16 protein-coding genes are annotated in these 14,274 nt (G+C 62.9%); 7 read left to right on the forward strand and 9 right to left on the reverse strand.

From position 1 onward, the window contains the following. Positions 1 to 539 precede the first annotated feature (539 nt). On the forward strand, positions 540 to 1,043 hold the full coding sequence (locus tag NKG99_RS02445; RefSeq protein WP_352863786.1) for a methyltransferase family protein: 504 nt from the start codon (positions 540 to 542) through the stop codon (positions 1,041 to 1,043). Positions 1,044 to 1,206: 163 nt separating this feature from the next. On the opposite strand, the gene NKG99_RS02450 is transcribed toward NKG99_RS02445, so the two are convergent. Further along, positions 1,207 to 2,103: a LysR family transcriptional regulator gene (locus NKG99_RS02450; RefSeq protein WP_352863788.1), complete on the reverse strand. Its 897-nt coding sequence runs from the start codon at positions 2,101 to 2,103 to the stop codon at positions 1,207 to 1,209. Between the two features lie 79 nt (positions 2,104 to 2,182). Further along, complete coding sequence (gene trxB / locus NKG99_RS02455; RefSeq protein WP_352863790.1) at positions 2,183 to 3,157, reverse strand: thioredoxin-disulfide reductase; 975 nt, start codon at positions 3,155 to 3,157, stop codon at positions 2,183 to 2,185. Between the two features lie 252 nt (positions 3,158 to 3,409). On the opposite strand from trxB, the gene NKG99_RS02460 reads away from it, so the two are divergent. Together NKG99_RS02460 and NKG99_RS02465 are read left to right on the forward strand one after the other, a co-directional pair. After that, positions 3,410 to 3,889: an Lrp/AsnC family transcriptional regulator gene (locus NKG99_RS02460; protein ID WP_352863792.1), complete on the forward strand. Its 480-nt coding sequence runs from the start codon at positions 3,410 to 3,412 to the stop codon at positions 3,887 to 3,889. A 226-nt stretch (positions 3,890 to 4,115) separates the two neighbouring features. Then, the gene (locus NKG99_RS02465; RefSeq protein WP_352863794.1) at positions 4,116 to 4,910 is read left to right on the forward strand and encodes a glycosyltransferase family 2 protein; all 795 of its coding nucleotides are present in this window, start codon (positions 4,116 to 4,118) and stop codon (positions 4,908 to 4,910) included. Positions 4,911 to 4,914: 4 nt separating this feature from the next. Here the strand turns inward: NKG99_RS02465 and NKG99_RS02470 are convergent, their stop codons facing one another. The 5 genes from NKG99_RS02470 to NKG99_RS02490 all read right to left on the reverse strand — a co-directional run bounded on the left by NKG99_RS02470 (position 4,915) and on the right by NKG99_RS02490 (position 9,092). After that, on the reverse strand, positions 4,915 to 5,574 hold the full coding sequence (locus tag NKG99_RS02470; RefSeq protein WP_352863796.1) for an HAD family hydrolase: 660 nt from the start codon (positions 5,572 to 5,574) through the stop codon (positions 4,915 to 4,917). Beyond that, on the reverse strand, positions 5,567 to 6,139 hold the full coding sequence (locus NKG99_RS02475) for a D-sedoheptulose-7-phosphate isomerase (RefSeq protein WP_352863798.1): 573 nt from the start codon (positions 6,137 to 6,139) through the stop codon (positions 5,567 to 5,569). The genes NKG99_RS02470 and NKG99_RS02475 overlap by 8 nt, the downstream gene beginning before the upstream one ends. A 7-nt stretch (positions 6,140 to 6,146) precedes the next feature. Continuing rightward, complete coding sequence (gene rfaE1, locus NKG99_RS02480; RefSeq protein ID WP_352863799.1) at positions 6,147 to 7,640, reverse strand: D-glycero-beta-D-manno-heptose-7-phosphate kinase; 1,494 nt, start codon at positions 7,638 to 7,640, stop codon at positions 6,147 to 6,149. 140 nt (positions 7,641 to 7,780) lie between these two features. Beyond that, complete coding sequence (locus NKG99_RS02485) at positions 7,781 to 8,413, reverse strand: LysE family translocator (protein ID WP_352863801.1); 633 nt, start codon at positions 8,411 to 8,413, stop codon at positions 7,781 to 7,783. Positions 8,414 to 8,855: 442 nt separating this feature from the next. Further along, positions 8,856 to 9,092: a type II toxin-antitoxin system Phd/YefM family antitoxin gene (locus tag NKG99_RS02490; RefSeq protein WP_352828900.1), complete on the reverse strand. Its 237-nt coding sequence runs from the start codon at positions 9,090 to 9,092 to the stop codon at positions 8,856 to 8,858. Between the two features lie 156 nt (positions 9,093 to 9,248). On the opposite strand from NKG99_RS02490, the gene rfaD reads away from it, so the two are divergent. From rfaD to waaC, 3 genes are read left to right on the forward strand one after another with little or no spacing between them, the layout of a single operon-like run. Continuing rightward, positions 9,249 to 10,217 (forward strand): ADP-glyceromanno-heptose 6-epimerase, encoded by a 969-nt coding sequence (rfaD, locus tag NKG99_RS02495; RefSeq protein ID WP_352863803.1) that lies wholly within the window; start codon positions 9,249 to 9,251, stop codon positions 10,215 to 10,217. After that, complete coding sequence (gene waaF / locus NKG99_RS02500; RefSeq protein ID WP_352863805.1) at positions 10,190 to 11,197, forward strand: lipopolysaccharide heptosyltransferase II; 1,008 nt, start codon at positions 10,190 to 10,192, stop codon at positions 11,195 to 11,197. Before rfaD ends, waaF begins: the two co-directional genes overlap by 28 nt. Further along, the gene (gene waaC, locus NKG99_RS02505; protein WP_352863807.1) at positions 11,194 to 12,183 is read left to right on the forward strand and encodes a lipopolysaccharide heptosyltransferase I; all 990 of its coding nucleotides are present in this window, start codon (positions 11,194 to 11,196) and stop codon (positions 12,181 to 12,183) included. Before waaF ends, waaC begins: the two co-directional genes overlap by 4 nt. A 224-nt stretch (positions 12,184 to 12,407) precedes the next feature. Here waaC and greA read toward each other — a convergent pair whose 3' ends face one another. After that, positions 12,408 to 12,881, reverse strand: coding sequence for a transcription elongation factor GreA (gene greA / locus NKG99_RS02510; protein ID WP_292183751.1), 474 nt, complete (start codon positions 12,879 to 12,881; stop codon positions 12,408 to 12,410). A 274-nt stretch (positions 12,882 to 13,155) separates the two neighbouring features. Next, positions 13,156 to 13,689, reverse strand: a complete 534-nt coding sequence (locus tag NKG99_RS02515; RefSeq protein WP_352863809.1) for a tetratricopeptide repeat protein — start codon at positions 13,687 to 13,689, stop codon at positions 13,156 to 13,158. Between the two features lie 145 nt (positions 13,690 to 13,834). Here NKG99_RS02515 and NKG99_RS02520 point away from each other — a divergent pair, with 145 nt between their 5' ends. Continuing rightward, positions 13,835 to 14,260, forward strand: coding sequence for a DUF3775 domain-containing protein (locus NKG99_RS02520; RefSeq protein WP_352863811.1), 426 nt, complete (start codon positions 13,835 to 13,837; stop codon positions 14,258 to 14,260). Positions 14,261 to 14,274: the final 14 nt, after the last annotated feature.

Raw genomic sequence — 14,274 nt, forward strand, 5'->3', positions numbered from 1 at the left:
GCCGTCCGAGTGATGCCCCCATCTCCCGTCCGAACCACACCGCGTCCTATGATCGGCGTAGCAGGTCCCGGACGTCCGCGATATGTTACCAGAGGTTACATGTCACTGTTACGTGGCAATTGTGATGGATTTTTTGGCCAGCCCAGCAGGGAACAGGCAACAAAAAAGCCGGATCAACGAAGATCCGGCTGAGTTTGATTGGAAGTGCCTGTTAAGGCTAACCTCCAGAGGGGAACACTCAAGGGCGCTAATGGGAGGAGAACGCGCCCAGGAGATGATCTATATATGTGCTCATCATGCCCAAGAAACAAGCATCTATTTTGCAACACACGCATGCAAAAAGACACAGGCTGTGGTCTAACCCGTTCCAGAAGCCAATAGGACCAGCAAAATCGTCCAAATGGAGCCATGAACTGGGCGATTGCCACTACAGAATCCCAATCGTCGCTGGTTCTCGGCTCGAAATGCCAAAACTGCGTAATGGCGTGGAAGCGGGCAGCGGGCGTTCATTTCTAAGGCAATTGGAGAGGAGGCAGCCAATGCGGACGTTTTCGGCGATCGCCGGCAGTGCGGCCTTCTTCATTGCAGTCCCCGGCGTGGTTGCCGGGCTGGTGCCTTGGCTGTTGACCGACCGCTGGGGCTTGCCGTGGTCGAACCTGCCGGGCTTTGTCTCCGCTGGCGGGCTTCTGATCGTCGCCGCGATCGCAGCACTCCTGCATGCGTTCGGCCGCTTTGCGCTCGAAGGCCTGGGCACGCCCGCTCCGGTCGCGCCGACCGAGAGACTGGTGATCGGCGGCATCTACCGCCATGTCCGCAACCCGATGTATGTCGCCGTGCTGTCGATCATCCTCGGCCAGGCACTGCTGTTCTCGAGCTGGATTCTGGTCGCCTATGCCGTCATCGGCGCGATCGCCATGGGCTCCTTCGTGCGGCTCTACGAGGAGCCGACATTGGCCCGCCGCTACGGCGCCGAATACGAGACCTACCGCCGCAATGTCCCGGGCTGGCTGCCTCGGCTGACACCCTGGCGGGAGCTAAATTAGGTCAAAGCAGAGCCACATGGGGCATGTTGAGATTCAGGTCAGGCCGAGCCGAGAGCGGGGGATTCCGAGAACCGGAACGGAGCGGACATTTGGGTCCGTGAGTACCGGAAGCGCAGGAAGCCCTCGTTCGCAGGCCGGCATCACCTGAATATCGATATGCCCCTCAGAAGGACCAGCTTCGGGCCTTGGCAATGATGAAGTCGCGAAAGACGTGCAGCTTGGCCTGGTTCTTCATCGCGTCGGGATAGGCGAAATAGGTGTCGAAGGACGGCACCTCGGTTTCCGGCAGCAACTGCACCAGGTCGGAGTCCTTGCTGATCACGTAGTCGGGCAGCATGGCGATGCCGGCACCACCCTCCACCGCGCGCTTGATCGACAATATGTCGTTGATCTGCAGCGTCGGCACCCTTTGTCCGCCTTCGAAATCGCCGACCGTTTCCAGCCAGTTCAGCTCCGACAGATGCGCGGGCACCGGCACGCCGAAGGTGACGATGCGATGGGCCTTCAGCTCGGCGACCGAAGCCGGCTTGCCGTGCTTGGCGACATAGGAAGGCGCCGCGTAAAGATGGAAATGCACGGTGAACAGGCGGCGCTGGATCAGGTCCGGCTGCTGCGGCTGGCGCAGCCGAATGGCGCAATCGGCCTGGCGCATGGTGAGGTCGAGTTCCTCGTTGGCGAGGATCAGCTGCAGGCTGATTTCGGGATAGAGCTCGATGAACTCCTGTACCCGCTCGGTCAGCCAGCCGGCGCCCAGTCCCACCGTCGTCGTCACCCTGAGCACGCCGGAGGGGCGGTCCTTGGTCTCGGTCAGCCGTGACTTGATGGTCTCCAGCTTCATCAGCACGTCATGCGCCGTGCGGAACAGCATCTCGCCCTGCTCGGTCAGCACCAGCCCGCGGGCATGGCGGTTGAACAGCGGCACGCCGACGTCATGCTCGAGCGCGCTGACCTGCCGCGAGATCGCCGATTGCGACAGATGCAGTGTCTCGGCCGCATGGGTAAAAGACCCTGCCTCCGCCGCAGCGTGAAACACGCGTAGCTTGTCCCAGTCCAACGCCATGATTCCCCTCGTTCTGTTTTGGCGTCTGAATGAAAAATCAGGCTTTTACACGGCGTTTCCAAGCCGCTTTCTGAACTCTCTACTCGGCCGCTTCGCGGTGCACTTCGATACCGGCCAGATACTTCTCCGCCTCGAGTGCGGCCATGCAGCCGAGCCCCGCCGCCGTCACCGCCTGGCGGTAGATGTCGTCGGTGACGTCGCCGGCCGCGAACACGCCGGGCACGTCGGTGCGGGTCGAATCCGGCGCCGTCCACAGATAGCCGTTCGGCTTCTGCTTCAGCTTGCCGGCGAACAGCTCGACCGCCGGTGCGTGACCGATCGCCACGAACACGCCGTCGACCTTGAGGTGCGTTTCTTGGCCGGTCACCGCATGCTTGAGCTTCAGCCCTTCGACCGAAGGCGGCAGCGGCGTCTTGCCGGGACGGCCGGTGATCTCGTCGACGATCGTGTCCCAGATGACGCGGACATTGTCCTTCTTCAAGAGCCGCTCGCGCAGGATGCGTTCGGCTCGAAAATCGCTGCGCCGATGGATGACGGTCACGCTCTTGGCGAGGTTGGACAGGTAGAGCGCCTCTTCCACCGCCGAATTGCCGCCACCGATCACCGCGACATCCTTGCCGCGATAGAAGAAACCGTCGCAGGTGGCGCAGGCCGAGACGCCGAAACCCATGAAGGTCTGTTCGGTCGGGATGCCCAGCCACTTGGCCTGCGCGCCGGTGGCGATGATCAGCGCGTCGGCGGTGTAGGTGGTGCCGGAATCGCCCTTGGCCCGGAACGGCCGCACGTTGAGGTCGACCTCGGTGATGATGTCGTTGACGATGTCGGTGCCGACATGCTCGGCCTGCTTCAGCATCTGCTCCATCAGCCACGGACCCTGGATGGGGTCGGCGAAGCCGGGATAGTTCTCGACATCGGTGGTGATCATCAGCTGGCCGCCCTGCTGCAGGCCGGCGACCAGCATCGGCTTCAGCATGGCGCGGGCGGCGTAGACCGCCGCCGTATAGCCGGCCGGGCCGGAACCGATGATGAGAACGGGCGCGTGCTTGGTGGTCATCTAAAGCCTCTGTGGAGGGGCCGCCGGCAATTGCGGCATGGAAAACTCGTCGCTATCGCGCGTAATGTAAGTGTTGCCCACGACGCCAGCAAGGCAAGTTGGCGTTCGTCCCCGGAAAGCTTTGTCGCACCCTTCCCCCCGCTTGATCCTGCGAAATATTCCGGGGCGAGGGATGGAATGGACAGCGAAGTCGTTTAATTACAAAATCACGCAAGATTCTTGCGCGTTGCCGCTGACTTCTCGAGAGCTCTCATGCCACTCAAGGCCGATCTCGACGCCATCGACTGGAAGATCCTGCGCGAATTGCAGGGCGACGGTCGCATGACCAATGTCGAACTGTCGAACCGCGTTGGCATTTCGGCGCCGCCATGCCTGCGCCGCGTCAAGCGGCTGGAGGAAGCCGGCATCATCCGCGGCTACCGCGCTTTGCTCAACGCGCCGGCGCTAGGCCTTGATGTCGTCGCCTTCTGCCTGATCGGCCTGCATCACCAGGCCGACGCCGAACTGCGCACCTTTGCCGAGCGTACCCGAGGCTGGCCGATCGTGCGCGACGCCTGGATGGTGTCGGGCGAATCCGATTTCCTGCTGCATTGCGTGGCGAGCGACCTCGGCGCCTTCCAGACCTTCGTCATCGAGGAGCTGACCTCGGCCCCCAATGTCGACACGGTGCGCACCGCGCTCACAATCCGCCGGGTCAAGGATGAAGGGCTGGTCTCGTTCGCACAGGCTTGAGCCGGTCGAATGGCGATGCGAATTCCCGGCTTCGCCATATCAGGGCCGCTTTGGCATTCGATAGGCTCTCGTGTAGAAAGCCGGATCGTTCTGCCATGGCCCGCCCTGTTGGTTTCCTAGAGCAATTCCAGGAAAAGTGTGTAACGGTTTTCCGTCGGGAATTGCGTAAAAACAAATGGCGCAAGCAACGCGAATTCCGAGGACATTGTGCCGCGGGGGTGGGACCATGACTCGATTTGCTAGCCCGGTATCGGCGCTCATCATTTGCATGAACGAAGCCGACATGATCGGCCAGTGCCTGGAAAGCGTCGACTTCTGCGCCGAGATCATCGTCGTCGATTCAGGCTCGACGGACAGCACCCTGGATGTCGTTCAGGAGTTCATCGCCAAGGGCTACCCGATAAGGCTGTTTCACAACGATTGGCCGGGTTTTCCACGCCAGCGGCAATTCGCGCTCGATCAGGCCACGCGGCCATGGTGCCTTTCGATTGAAGCCGACGAGGCCATCGACGATCTGCTCAGGCAGTCGATCAGGGACGTGACGCAGCCTCGCAATGACGCCATCGACGGATGGTACATAAGACGCCGCGACAAGCTGAAAGGCTATGGCTATGCGCACCGCTGGGTGCTGCACAACAGGCTGCTGCGTCTTTTCCGCCGCGACAAGGCCACCATGGACCTCAACTTGCGGGTCCACGAATCGTTCGAGGTGCCGGGCAAAACCGGCACGATTGAAAATGGCGTGCTGCTGCATCGCCGCGAAATGACCGTCGCGGAGGACCTGGCAAGGGCCAACACCTATTCCGGTCTCAAGGTTGCCACGCTGCTCGAAAGAGGCAAGAAGCCTGGCCTCGTAAAGCTTGTGCTGTCGCCGTTCGGCAACTTCCTGAAGTTCTACCTGGCCAAGCGCTACTTCCTGTGCGGCCGGCACGGCTTCGTCTATTCGATGATGGTGATGGTGTATTCGTTCGCCACCGAGGCCAAGCTTTATGAAGCCTGGCGAGACAACGATCCAGTGTGAGCCGTCACGGCTGGCCCGACACGGCGCCAAGTGCCGCTATCGCGGCGAGCAGGCCGTCGAAATCCTCGCGGTCGCGCAAGGGCCTGACGGTGAAGCCCGGTTGAACAGCCGCTTGCCCGTCGACCAGCCAACCCCGCGAGAGGCCGGCGCGCTGTCCAGCCTCCATGTCGGCCGGCTTGTCGCCGACGATCAGCGAACGCCGCAGATCGAGCCCGAGGCGTTTGGCCGCCTCCAGCAGCATGCCCGGATTGGGCTTGCGCATCGGATGATCGGCGACCGCGAGCGGGCCGGAGCCCGCCTCGTGATAGGCGCAGGCGAGGACCATATCCACGCACGCATCGTCGGCGCGTAGCAGCTCGAGCACGCGGCCATTGACGGCGGCGAAATCGGCCCAGCCGTAATAGCCCCGCGCGATGCCCGACTGGTTGGTGACGATGATGACGGGAATGCCTGCCCGGTTGGCGGCAGCGATCACCGCGGCGATATCCTCGCGCAGTACTATTTCGCCCGGATCGTCAGGATAACCGGTATCGAGATTGATGGTGCCGTCGCGGTCGAGGAACAGCGCCGGTGTACCGGCGGAAAACACCCTCGATCCGACCCGCTCGACCCACAGGCCGGGTTCCGCCAGCGGATAGCGGCCAGACGTCGTGGGGTCAGCCATTGCTGAGGCGCGCTTCGACGATCTCGCACAGATGATGATAGAGGCACAGATGCCCCTGCTGGATGATCGGCGTCGAGGTCGATGGCACGTTGAGCAGGATGTCCGTGAGCGGCTTCAGCTTGCCGCCGGTGTCGCCGGTCAGGCTGATCACCGTCATGTCCATCATTCGCGCCTGTTCGGCGGCGGCGAGGATGCTCGGCGAATTGCCGCTGGTCGAGATTGCCAGCAGTACGCCGCCGGCCGCGCCATGCGCCTCGACCTGGCGCGAAAACACCGTGTCGAAACCATAGTCGTTGCCCCAGGCGGTCAGCACCGCGGCGTTGGCCGGCAGCGCGATGACATTGTAGGCCTTACGCTCCTTGAGGAAGCGGCCGACCAGTTCGCCGGCGATGTGGATGGCATCGCTGGCCGAGCCGCCATTGCCGGCGATCAGCAAAGCTTTCCCCGAGGAAAGCGCCGTCACCACAGCGCTCGCCGCCCGCTCCATCTCGCTGGTGAGGTCGCGCTCGACCATGGCTGATATGGCAGCCGCCGAGCGGACTAGGTAATCGTTCAAGTCGGACATGAAAACCTCAGTTTGTGGTGCCGCCGGCACGCAATTTGCCAATCGTGCCGGTGGTGCTCTTGCCTGCGACGAGATCGACCAACACGACCCGTCCGCCGGCCTTCCGCACCACATCGGCGCCAACCACGGTGTCGACCGTGTAATCGGCGCCCTTGACCAGTATGTCGGGCAGCAGCGCTTCGATCAGCGCCAGCGGCGTATCCTCCTCGAACACCACGACCGCATCGACCGAGGCAAGGGCCGCGAGCACGCAGGCGCGGTCGTGCTGGTCGTTGACCGGGCGCCCGGCGCCCTTCAGGCGCCGCACCGAGGCATCGCTGTTGAGACCTAGCACCAGCCGGTCGCACTGGCTGCGCGCCGCATGCAAGAGGCTGACATGGCCGGCATGCAGGATGTCGAAACAGCCATTGGTGAAGCCGACGCTCAGGCCCTCTTCCTTCCACGCCGCGACCATGCGTGCGGCCGATGTGGCATCGAGGATGGCGTCCTTATGGGCGGTCGGTCCATGCGAGCGGAACAGCGCGCCGGTGAGTTCCTCGACCGTCAGCCGGGCAGTGCCGCGCTTTCCCACAACGAGGCCGCCGGCGGCATTGGCGATCGAGGCGGCCATGACGGTATCGGCGCCTACGGCCAACGCCAGCGCGAAGCTCGCGATCACCGTGTCGCCTGCGCCCGAAACGTCGAACACTTCCCGCGCCTGGGTCGCGATGTGGCGCGCCTCGGCCGGTCCGACCACGCTCATGCCCTTTTCGCTGCGCGTCGCGACGACGAAGTCGAAGCCGTGCGCCGAAATCAGTTGGCGTGCCGCGCCGACGATCTCGTCATCGGCGAACACCGCATGGCCGACAGCTTCGCCAAGCTCTTTACGGTTGGGGGTGATGGCGGTCGCCCCGGCATAGCGCGCATAATCGCGACCCTTCGGGTCGACCAGCACCGGCTTTCCCGCCTCGCGGCAGATGGCGATCAGGTCGGCGGCGACGCCGTCAAGCAGGATGCCCTTGCCGTAGTCGGATAGGATGACGATGTCGGCGCGTGTCAGCGCGGCGCGGAAATGCCTGATCAAGCCGGCGCGCTCCGCGGCACCCAGCGGCTTGATCTCCTCCTCGTCGAAGCGCAGTACCTGCTGGTTGAGCGCGCTGAAACGGCTCTTCGATGAGGTCATGCGGCCGCGCTCCTGCGCCAGGCCGGTCGTGTCGGCGCCAAGCTCGCCAAGCATCCGAACCAGGCTGTCGCCCGCCGCATCGGTGCCGATTACCGAGACGGGAACAGCGGTGGCACCGAGCGAAACGATGTTGGCCACGACATTGCCGGCGCCGCCCATCGTCGAGGTCTCGCCGCGCCCGTGCAGCACCGGGATCGGCGCTTCCGGCGAGATCCGCTCGATGACGCCATTGACGAAACGGTCGAGGATGAAGTCGCCGACCACCAGCACGGTGGCCTGGCCGAACCGCGCAATGGCGCGGTGCAGGGGCTCGGGAGAAGGAGGATTGTGCTTGATCATGTCATCTGCGGCGCGCGGGAAAAGTCGATCTCAGATAGGTCACAGTGCTCGAATTGCGAGGTCGGTCGGTCACGGCGAAGCCGATATACCGCAATTCCATGCAGCGCAACGGCAGGGCATGGCCGCGACGGCCCGGGCGGTCAGCTCTTCTGCAAGGCGACATGGACACCGAGACCAACCAGCACCGCGCCGCCGGCCCGCTGCATCAGCCGCTGTGCGCGGCTCGAACGCCGCAAGCGGCCGATCACGGCACCCGCCAGGAACACGCAGACGACATCGGCCGAAGAAAACATCAGATTGACGATCGTGCCCAGCACGACGAACTGCAGCCAGACCGGAAACGCCGCCGAAGCATCGATGAACTGCGGCAGGAACGCCATGAAGAAGATCGCCGTCTTGGGATTGAGCACCTCGACGGTGATACTCTCGAAAAAGGCACGTCGTGCCGATTTGCGCTCGATCGCGGGCAGCGCCGTATCGCCCTCCGCACGCTTGCGCAACAGCGAGACGCCGAGCCAGATCAGATAGAGCGCGCCGACCAGCTTGACCGCCATGTAGAGCGTCGGCACGGCGTGAAACAGCACCGACAGACCGGCGGCAGCGGCGAAAACATGCACGTAACCGCCCAGATGGATGCCAAGTGCCGCAGTGAGGCCGGACCAGCGGCCGCGTGCCATCGTCTGCGCGGCGGCATAAAGCATAGCGGGGCCTGGGATGTAGGCGAAGATCGCCGTGGTGGCGAAAAACGCCAGGAGCAGTTCGGTCGACGGCATTATTGGTCCCTCACGATCATGCCTCTGTCCTGTCGGTTCAGTCCGCGCGCGGGATGGCTTTGGACTGACCCGTGCGGACGGCCGCGATAAAAGCGGACATGATTTTCTTATGGAATGATGGGCTGAATGCGCCGATGCGCGCACCCGGTTCGAAATAGGCTGACGTTTCTAGAATATCGTGGTTGTACTCATCGACCATTACCCAAAGAGGGATAGGGTCGAGGCCTGCGCGGCGGCGTTCAATTTCCGGGATGCTGGCGGCAATGCGATCGCGGCCCGGCTGCGTGGAAGTGATTGCAAGGATGAAGAGATTCGTACGCCGGCTTTCCCAGGAAGGACGGCCACGAAGGCGACAGGTCGTGTCTTGCGGCCTTCGGTCTCGCCGTCTCCGTGTTGGCGATACCACAGATATGGATATCTCCAGACGTCGGCGGCGATGGGTCTAATCACGATCCAACTCCGCCATGTATTCCTCAAGCATCTCGACATGTTCGGGTGGGGCGTCTTCGGTCGCGTAGACGCGGCGGCTATCGTTGACGAAGCGAGCTTCGTAGGTCTCTATGCTCATCAGGACGTATCTCGGCTTGTTGTGACGAGTGATGGAGACGGGCTGCTGGCTGGCAGCCGCGAGCACGTCTCCAAGATTCTGTTTCAGATCGGTCGATGGATAGCGCTTCATAGGCCACTCCGTTTTGCACATAATAGACAAAACAGACAAAACAGACAAGCGTAAGGAATGCAGATCTGGCGACCACGCCTGCTTTATCGACAGCCCACCCAGCCTCCCTTATAAGGGCCGGAATCGGCAAGTGAAACGCGTATCAGGGCCAGCAACATGATCATCGTCACGGGCGGCGCCGGCATGATCGGCTCCAACATCGTCGCCGCTCTGAATACCGAAGGCCATGACGACATCCTTATCGTCGACGATCTCACCGACGGCCACAAGATCGCCAATCTCGCCGACCTGCGGATCGCCGACTATCTCGACAAGGATGATTTTCTGCCCCGCATGGAGGCCGGCTCGCTTGGCCGCATCGAGGCCGTCTTCCACCAGGGCGCCTGCTCGACCACCACCGAGTGGAACGGCAAATTCATGATGGAGGTGAATTACGCCTTCTCGAAACGGCTGCTGCATGCAAGCCAGGCGCTGCGCGTGCCCTTCCTCTACGCCTCCTCCGCATCCGTCTATGGCGGCGGCTCGGAGTTTCGCGAGGATCCGGCGCTCGAGCGGCCGCTCAACGTCTACGCCTATTCCAAGAAGCTGTTCGACGACTATGTCAGGCGAACGGTGTTCGCCGGGCGCACGGTCTTCGATACCGACCATTCGCAGGTCGCGGGCCTGCGCTATTTCAACGTCTACGGCCCGCGCGAAGCGCACAAGGGCGCCATGGCCTCGGTCGCGTTCCATCTGTTCAACCAGGTCGAACGCGGCGAAAACCCGAAACTGTTCGGCGCCTATGACGGCTTCGGGCCTGGCGAACAAAGCCGCGACTTCATCCATGTCGGCGATGTCGCCGACGTCAATCTGTGGCTGTGGAAGCGGGAGCTGAGCGGCATCTTCAATTGCGGCACCGGCCGCGCCCAGCCCTTTCGCGCCATCGCCGAAACGGTGATCGACACGCTGGGCAAGGGCGAAATCGAGTTCATCGAATTCCCCGATCACCTCAAGGGCAGCTACCAGAGCTTCACGCAAGCTGATATGTCACGTTTGCGCGCGGCCGGTTACAATGGCCAATTCCGGACAGTGGAAACCGGCGTCAGAGACTATGTCGAATGGCTGAAAGCCCAACGATCCTCGTGATCGGCCCACGCTGGGTGGGCGACATGGTGATGGCGCAGTGCCTGTTTTCGGCGCTGAAGGAGCTGCATCCCAACGCCGCCATCGACGTACTGGCACCGGCATGGGCCGCGCCGCTAGTCAAGCGCATGCCCGAAATCCGCCAGCAGATCGACTTTCCGCTCAAACCCGGTGCGCTCGAATTCACCCATCGTCGCCGCTTCGGCCGCCTGCTGCACGGCCGCTACGACATGGCCTATATCCTGCCGGGCAGCTGGAAGTCGGCGCTGATCCCGTTCTTTGCCCGCATTCCGCGCCGTGTCGGTCATCTGCGCGAGATGCGCTATGGTCTGTTGACCGACATCGTACCGCTGCCCGACAGCCTCAAACGACGCACCGCGCAGGCCTATTTCGGCCTCGCCCAGGGCGGCAGTTTCCGGGCGCCTCGACTGAGCGTGGACACGAAAAACCAGGTTGACCTGCTCGACCGTTTCGGGCTGACGCCGCAAAAATTCGCGGCACTGATGCCTGGTGCGGAATTCGGCCCGGCCAAGCGCTGGCCGAGCGAAAGCTACGCCGGCCTTGCCCGCGATTTCATGGAAAAGGGCTTGAAGGTCGCGCTGTTCGGCTCGAAGAACGACCGCGACGTGACGGCGGAGATCGCCGCGCTCGCCCCTGGCGTCGTCGATCTCGCCGGCCAGACGCGGCTGGAGGACGCCATCGACCTGATCGCTGCCGCAAGGCTGGCGGTGTCCAACGACAGCGGGCTGATGCATGTCGCCGCTGCCGTCGGCACGCCGATCGTGGCCGTCTATGGCTCGACCTCGCCCGAGAATACGCCGCCGCTGGCCGAGCACCGTGAACTGGTCTGGCTTGGGCTGTCGTGCTCGCCCTGCCACCAGAAAATCTGTCCGCTCGGCCACCTCAACTGCCTGAAGGCGCTTGAAGTCGACCAGGTCGCGGCGGCGGCGGGCCGCCTGCTGGAAATCCCGGCCGCGGCATGAAGGTCCTCATCGTCAAGACATCCTCGATGGGCGATGTCATCCATACCTTTCCGGCTGTCGAGGATACCAGCCTTAACCGGCCGGACGTGACCTTCGACTGGTGCGTCGAAGAGGCGTTCGCCGGCATCGTCGGGCTGCATCCGGCGATCGACAGAATTCACACGGTGGCGATCCGGCGCTGGCGCAAGGCGCTGTTCGACGGCGGCACCTGGCGCGAAGCGGCCACCTTGCGCCGAGCCTTGCGCGATTGCCGCTACGATCTGGTCATCGACGCACAAGGCCTGCTGAAATCGGCCCTGGTGGCGCGACAAGCCGGCGCTCCGATTGCCGGCTTCGACCGCTCCAGCGCGCGCGAACCGTCGGCAACTCTGTTCTACGACGTCACCAATGCCGTGCCGCGCAACCTGCACGCCATCGAACGGACGCGACGGCTGTTCGGGCTGGCGCTCGGCTATCAGCCCGATCTTTCGAGGCTGGACTCCGGCATTGTGGCGCCGGCAGGCACTCTGGCCGGCATCGCTGGAAAAACCGCCTTCCTGCTGCACGGCACCAGCCGCGAAGACAAGAAATGGCCCATCCAGGACTGGATCGAAACCGCCCGCCTCTTTGTGGAGCGCGGCCTGACGCCGGTCACCACCTGGTCGAACGACCGCGAAAAAGCCGTGGCCGAAGCGATCGCGAAAGCTGTGCCGTCAACGGTCGTGGTGCCCAAATCATCGCTGGCAGACATCGCCGCCATCATCGGCCGCTCGACGCTGGTCATTGGCGCCGACACCGGGCTGACCCACCTCGCCAGCGCTTTCGGCCTGCCGACGGTCGCGGTGTTCCTGGCGACCGAGCCCGGCCTTACCGGCCCGCGCGGCCCATATGCATCGACGCTCTTGGCGGCACCTGGGGGGCGTGTTGCGCCGACTGATGTGATGGCGGAGGCTGACAGGCTGCTGGAGCGCCAGGCGCGTGATGAGGCCGTCACTGGCAAGAATTGATTTATTCAATCAATTCAATCGGAAAGGTTGGCACTGCCCCTCATCCGCCTGCCGGCACCTTCTCCTCGTAATAGTGACGGGGAGAAGAGAGATGAGGCAGCCTCGGCGCTCTTACGGCCTGGGAAATTAGCGAAATCACCGGTGAAGGCGTCTTTCTCCCCGTCACTATACGGGGAGAAATGCCCGGCAGGGCAATGAGGGGCAGCGCAAGCGTTGGTAATCCCTTAGATAAACTGCACCTGGACGATCTCATAGCCCCTTGCACCGCCCGGCGCATTGACCTCGATGGCGTCGCCGACTTCCTTGCCGATGAGCGCTCGCGCGATCGGCGAGGAGATCGAGATGCGGCCGGACTTGACGTCCGCTTCCTGGTCGCCGACGATCCGGTAGGTCTTCTTTTCCTCAGTGTCCTCGTCAACCAGCACCACGGTGGCGCCGAACTTGATCTTGTCGCCGCTGAGCTTGGTGACGTCGATCACCTCGGCGCGCGCGATATAATCTTCAAGCTCGTTGACGCGGCCCTCATTGAGGCTCTGCGCCTCTTTGGCGGCATGGTATTCGGCATTTTCGGACAGGTCGCCATGCGAGCGCGCTTCGGAGATCGCCTCGATGATGCGCGGCCGCTCTTCCTGCTGGCGCCAGCGCAGTTCTTCCTTCAATGACGCGAACCCCTCGCCTGTCATCGGGACCTTGTTCATGATACCTGACCTTTCCTGCCGCCACCCCCGCGTTTCGGGGGAAGCCTTGTCGATGGGTACAAAAAGAAAACGGTCCGGCAGCCTCGGGCTAACGGAACCGTGTCACCGCAATTTCCCTGAATATAGCAATCTTCGCGGGTTTTTCACGCCCAAAAATTGGTTTTGCAAAAATCATCCCCGCTTTCATCAGTCGGTGCGGCTAATGAGACTGAGGGGTAGACAAAAAAGCGGCCGCGAGCGCTCGCGGCCGCTTCGAAGAGCCCTGGAGGCCCCTTCAACTCCTCGTGAAATGGTCGATCTGCTCGGCCAGCATGCCGTATTCGCGCGAACCCTTACCGGTCCGCTTCTCGATCTCCACCAGCTGCTGCCGGGCGCCGGCCAGATCGCCGATCTGCAGATGCGCTTCGCCGAGATATTCGCGCACCAGCGTGTAGTTGGGATCGATGCGCAGCGCTTCCTCGTAATAGCCGAGGCCGACGGTAACGCGGCCGGAATGGCGGTGCGAATAGCCGAGATAGTTGAGGATGCGCGGATCCTGCTTGTTGACGGCGAGGCTAAGCACGGCAATCGCCTCGTCATAACGCCCGGCCATCGCCAGCGCGTGGCCTGCGTCATAGATGCTGTCGTCGTCGAGCATGCCTTCCTGGGGTGCGACGCACTTTTTCTTCTTCTTGTCCCAGACCTCGCCCTTCTTGCACTGGGTGACGGTCTCATCGCTGCCACCACTGCCGGCGGCGAACACCGGAACGGCAAGGAACTGCAGCGCGACAAGGGCAGTCGCCGCCTGGATCAGCATTCTTTTATGCATCGAAGCCTCCTTGAGGGTGAGAATGCAACACTAACGCCGGATGGTTTGCATTTCATCCCGGAAAAATGCGTGCCGAAGAACATCAGGTGACGGATGCCGCAAATCCGCTATCATCAGCCAGGATTTCGGCACTGGGAGACTGCTCGTGCAGCGGCGGCTTGAAAAGGACTGGGAGCTTTCGATCGGCCCCGATACCGTGCGCCTGTTCATCCTCAAGGCCAAGGCGCTGAGCGCTGCCGTCAACGAAGACTATGCCGATGGCGCCGAGCATGAGGTCGAGTTCGACGGCGAGTCCCATGCCAACCATCACCATGACGGCCTCGCCGAGGAGAGCTCCGAAAACCTTACCGAGGAAGAGCTGCGCGAACTGATCAATGACCTCAATGTCGATGAAGCAGCCGAACTGATCGCGCTGGCCTGGGTCGGTCGCGGCGACTACGACGCCACCGAATGGGCGGACGCGCTTGCCACGGCGCGCGAACGCGCCAACAAGCGCACCGCAAAATACCTGCTTGGCATGCCGCTGCTTGCCGACTGGCTGGAGGAAGGGCTGGAAGCGATCGGCGCGTAACGACGTGGTTACCG

This window comes from Mesorhizobium sp. M1409 (assembly GCF_040317535.1).
In the GTDB taxonomy this organism is placed as follows: Bacteria; Pseudomonadota; Alphaproteobacteria; order Rhizobiales; family Rhizobiaceae; genus Mesorhizobium.

Excerpts from the sequence above, each read along its gene's own strand:
- NKG99_RS02470 (WP_352863796.1), bottom strand. The coding sequence starts at position 5,574 with ATGGCTGACCCCACGACGTCTGGCCGCTATCCGCTGGCGGAACCCGGC.
- NKG99_RS02515 (WP_352863809.1), bottom strand. The coding sequence starts at position 13,689 with ATGCATAAAAGAATGCTGATCCAGGCGGCGACTGCCCTTGTCGCGCTG.
- rfaE1 (WP_352863799.1), bottom strand. The coding sequence starts at position 7,640 with ATGATCAAGCACAATCCTCCTTCTCCCGAGCCCCTGCACCGCGCCATT.
- trxB (WP_352863790.1), bottom strand. The coding sequence starts at position 3,157 with ATGACCACCAAGCACGCGCCCGTTCTCATCATCGGTTCCGGCCCGGCC.
- waaF (WP_352863805.1), top strand. The coding sequence starts at position 10,190 with ATGGCTGAAAGCCCAACGATCCTCGTGATCGGCCCACGCTGGGTGGGC.
- greA (WP_292183751.1), bottom strand. The coding sequence starts at position 12,881 with ATGAACAAGGTCCCGATGACAGGCGAGGGGTTCGCGTCATTGAAGGAA.
- NKG99_RS02475 (WP_352863798.1), bottom strand. The coding sequence starts at position 6,139 with ATGTCCGACTTGAACGATTACCTAGTCCGCTCGGCGGCTGCCATATCA.
- NKG99_RS02460 (WP_352863792.1), top strand. The coding sequence starts at position 3,410 with ATGCCACTCAAGGCCGATCTCGACGCCATCGACTGGAAGATCCTGCGC.
- rfaD (WP_352863803.1), top strand. The coding sequence starts at position 9,249 with ATGATCATCGTCACGGGCGGCGCCGGCATGATCGGCTCCAACATCGTC.
- NKG99_RS02490 (WP_352828900.1), bottom strand. The coding sequence starts at position 9,092 with ATGAAGCGCTATCCATCGACCGATCTGAAACAGAATCTTGGAGACGTG.
- NKG99_RS02485 (WP_352863801.1), bottom strand. The coding sequence starts at position 8,413 with ATGCCGTCGACCGAACTGCTCCTGGCGTTTTTCGCCACCACGGCGATC.
- NKG99_RS02445 (WP_352863786.1), top strand. The coding sequence starts at position 540 with ATGCGGACGTTTTCGGCGATCGCCGGCAGTGCGGCCTTCTTCATTGCA.
- NKG99_RS02465 (WP_352863794.1), top strand. The coding sequence starts at position 4,116 with ATGACTCGATTTGCTAGCCCGGTATCGGCGCTCATCATTTGCATGAAC.
- waaC (WP_352863807.1), top strand. The coding sequence starts at position 11,194 with ATGAAGGTCCTCATCGTCAAGACATCCTCGATGGGCGATGTCATCCAT.
- NKG99_RS02450 (WP_352863788.1), bottom strand. The coding sequence starts at position 2,103 with ATGGCGTTGGACTGGGACAAGCTACGCGTGTTTCACGCTGCGGCGGAG.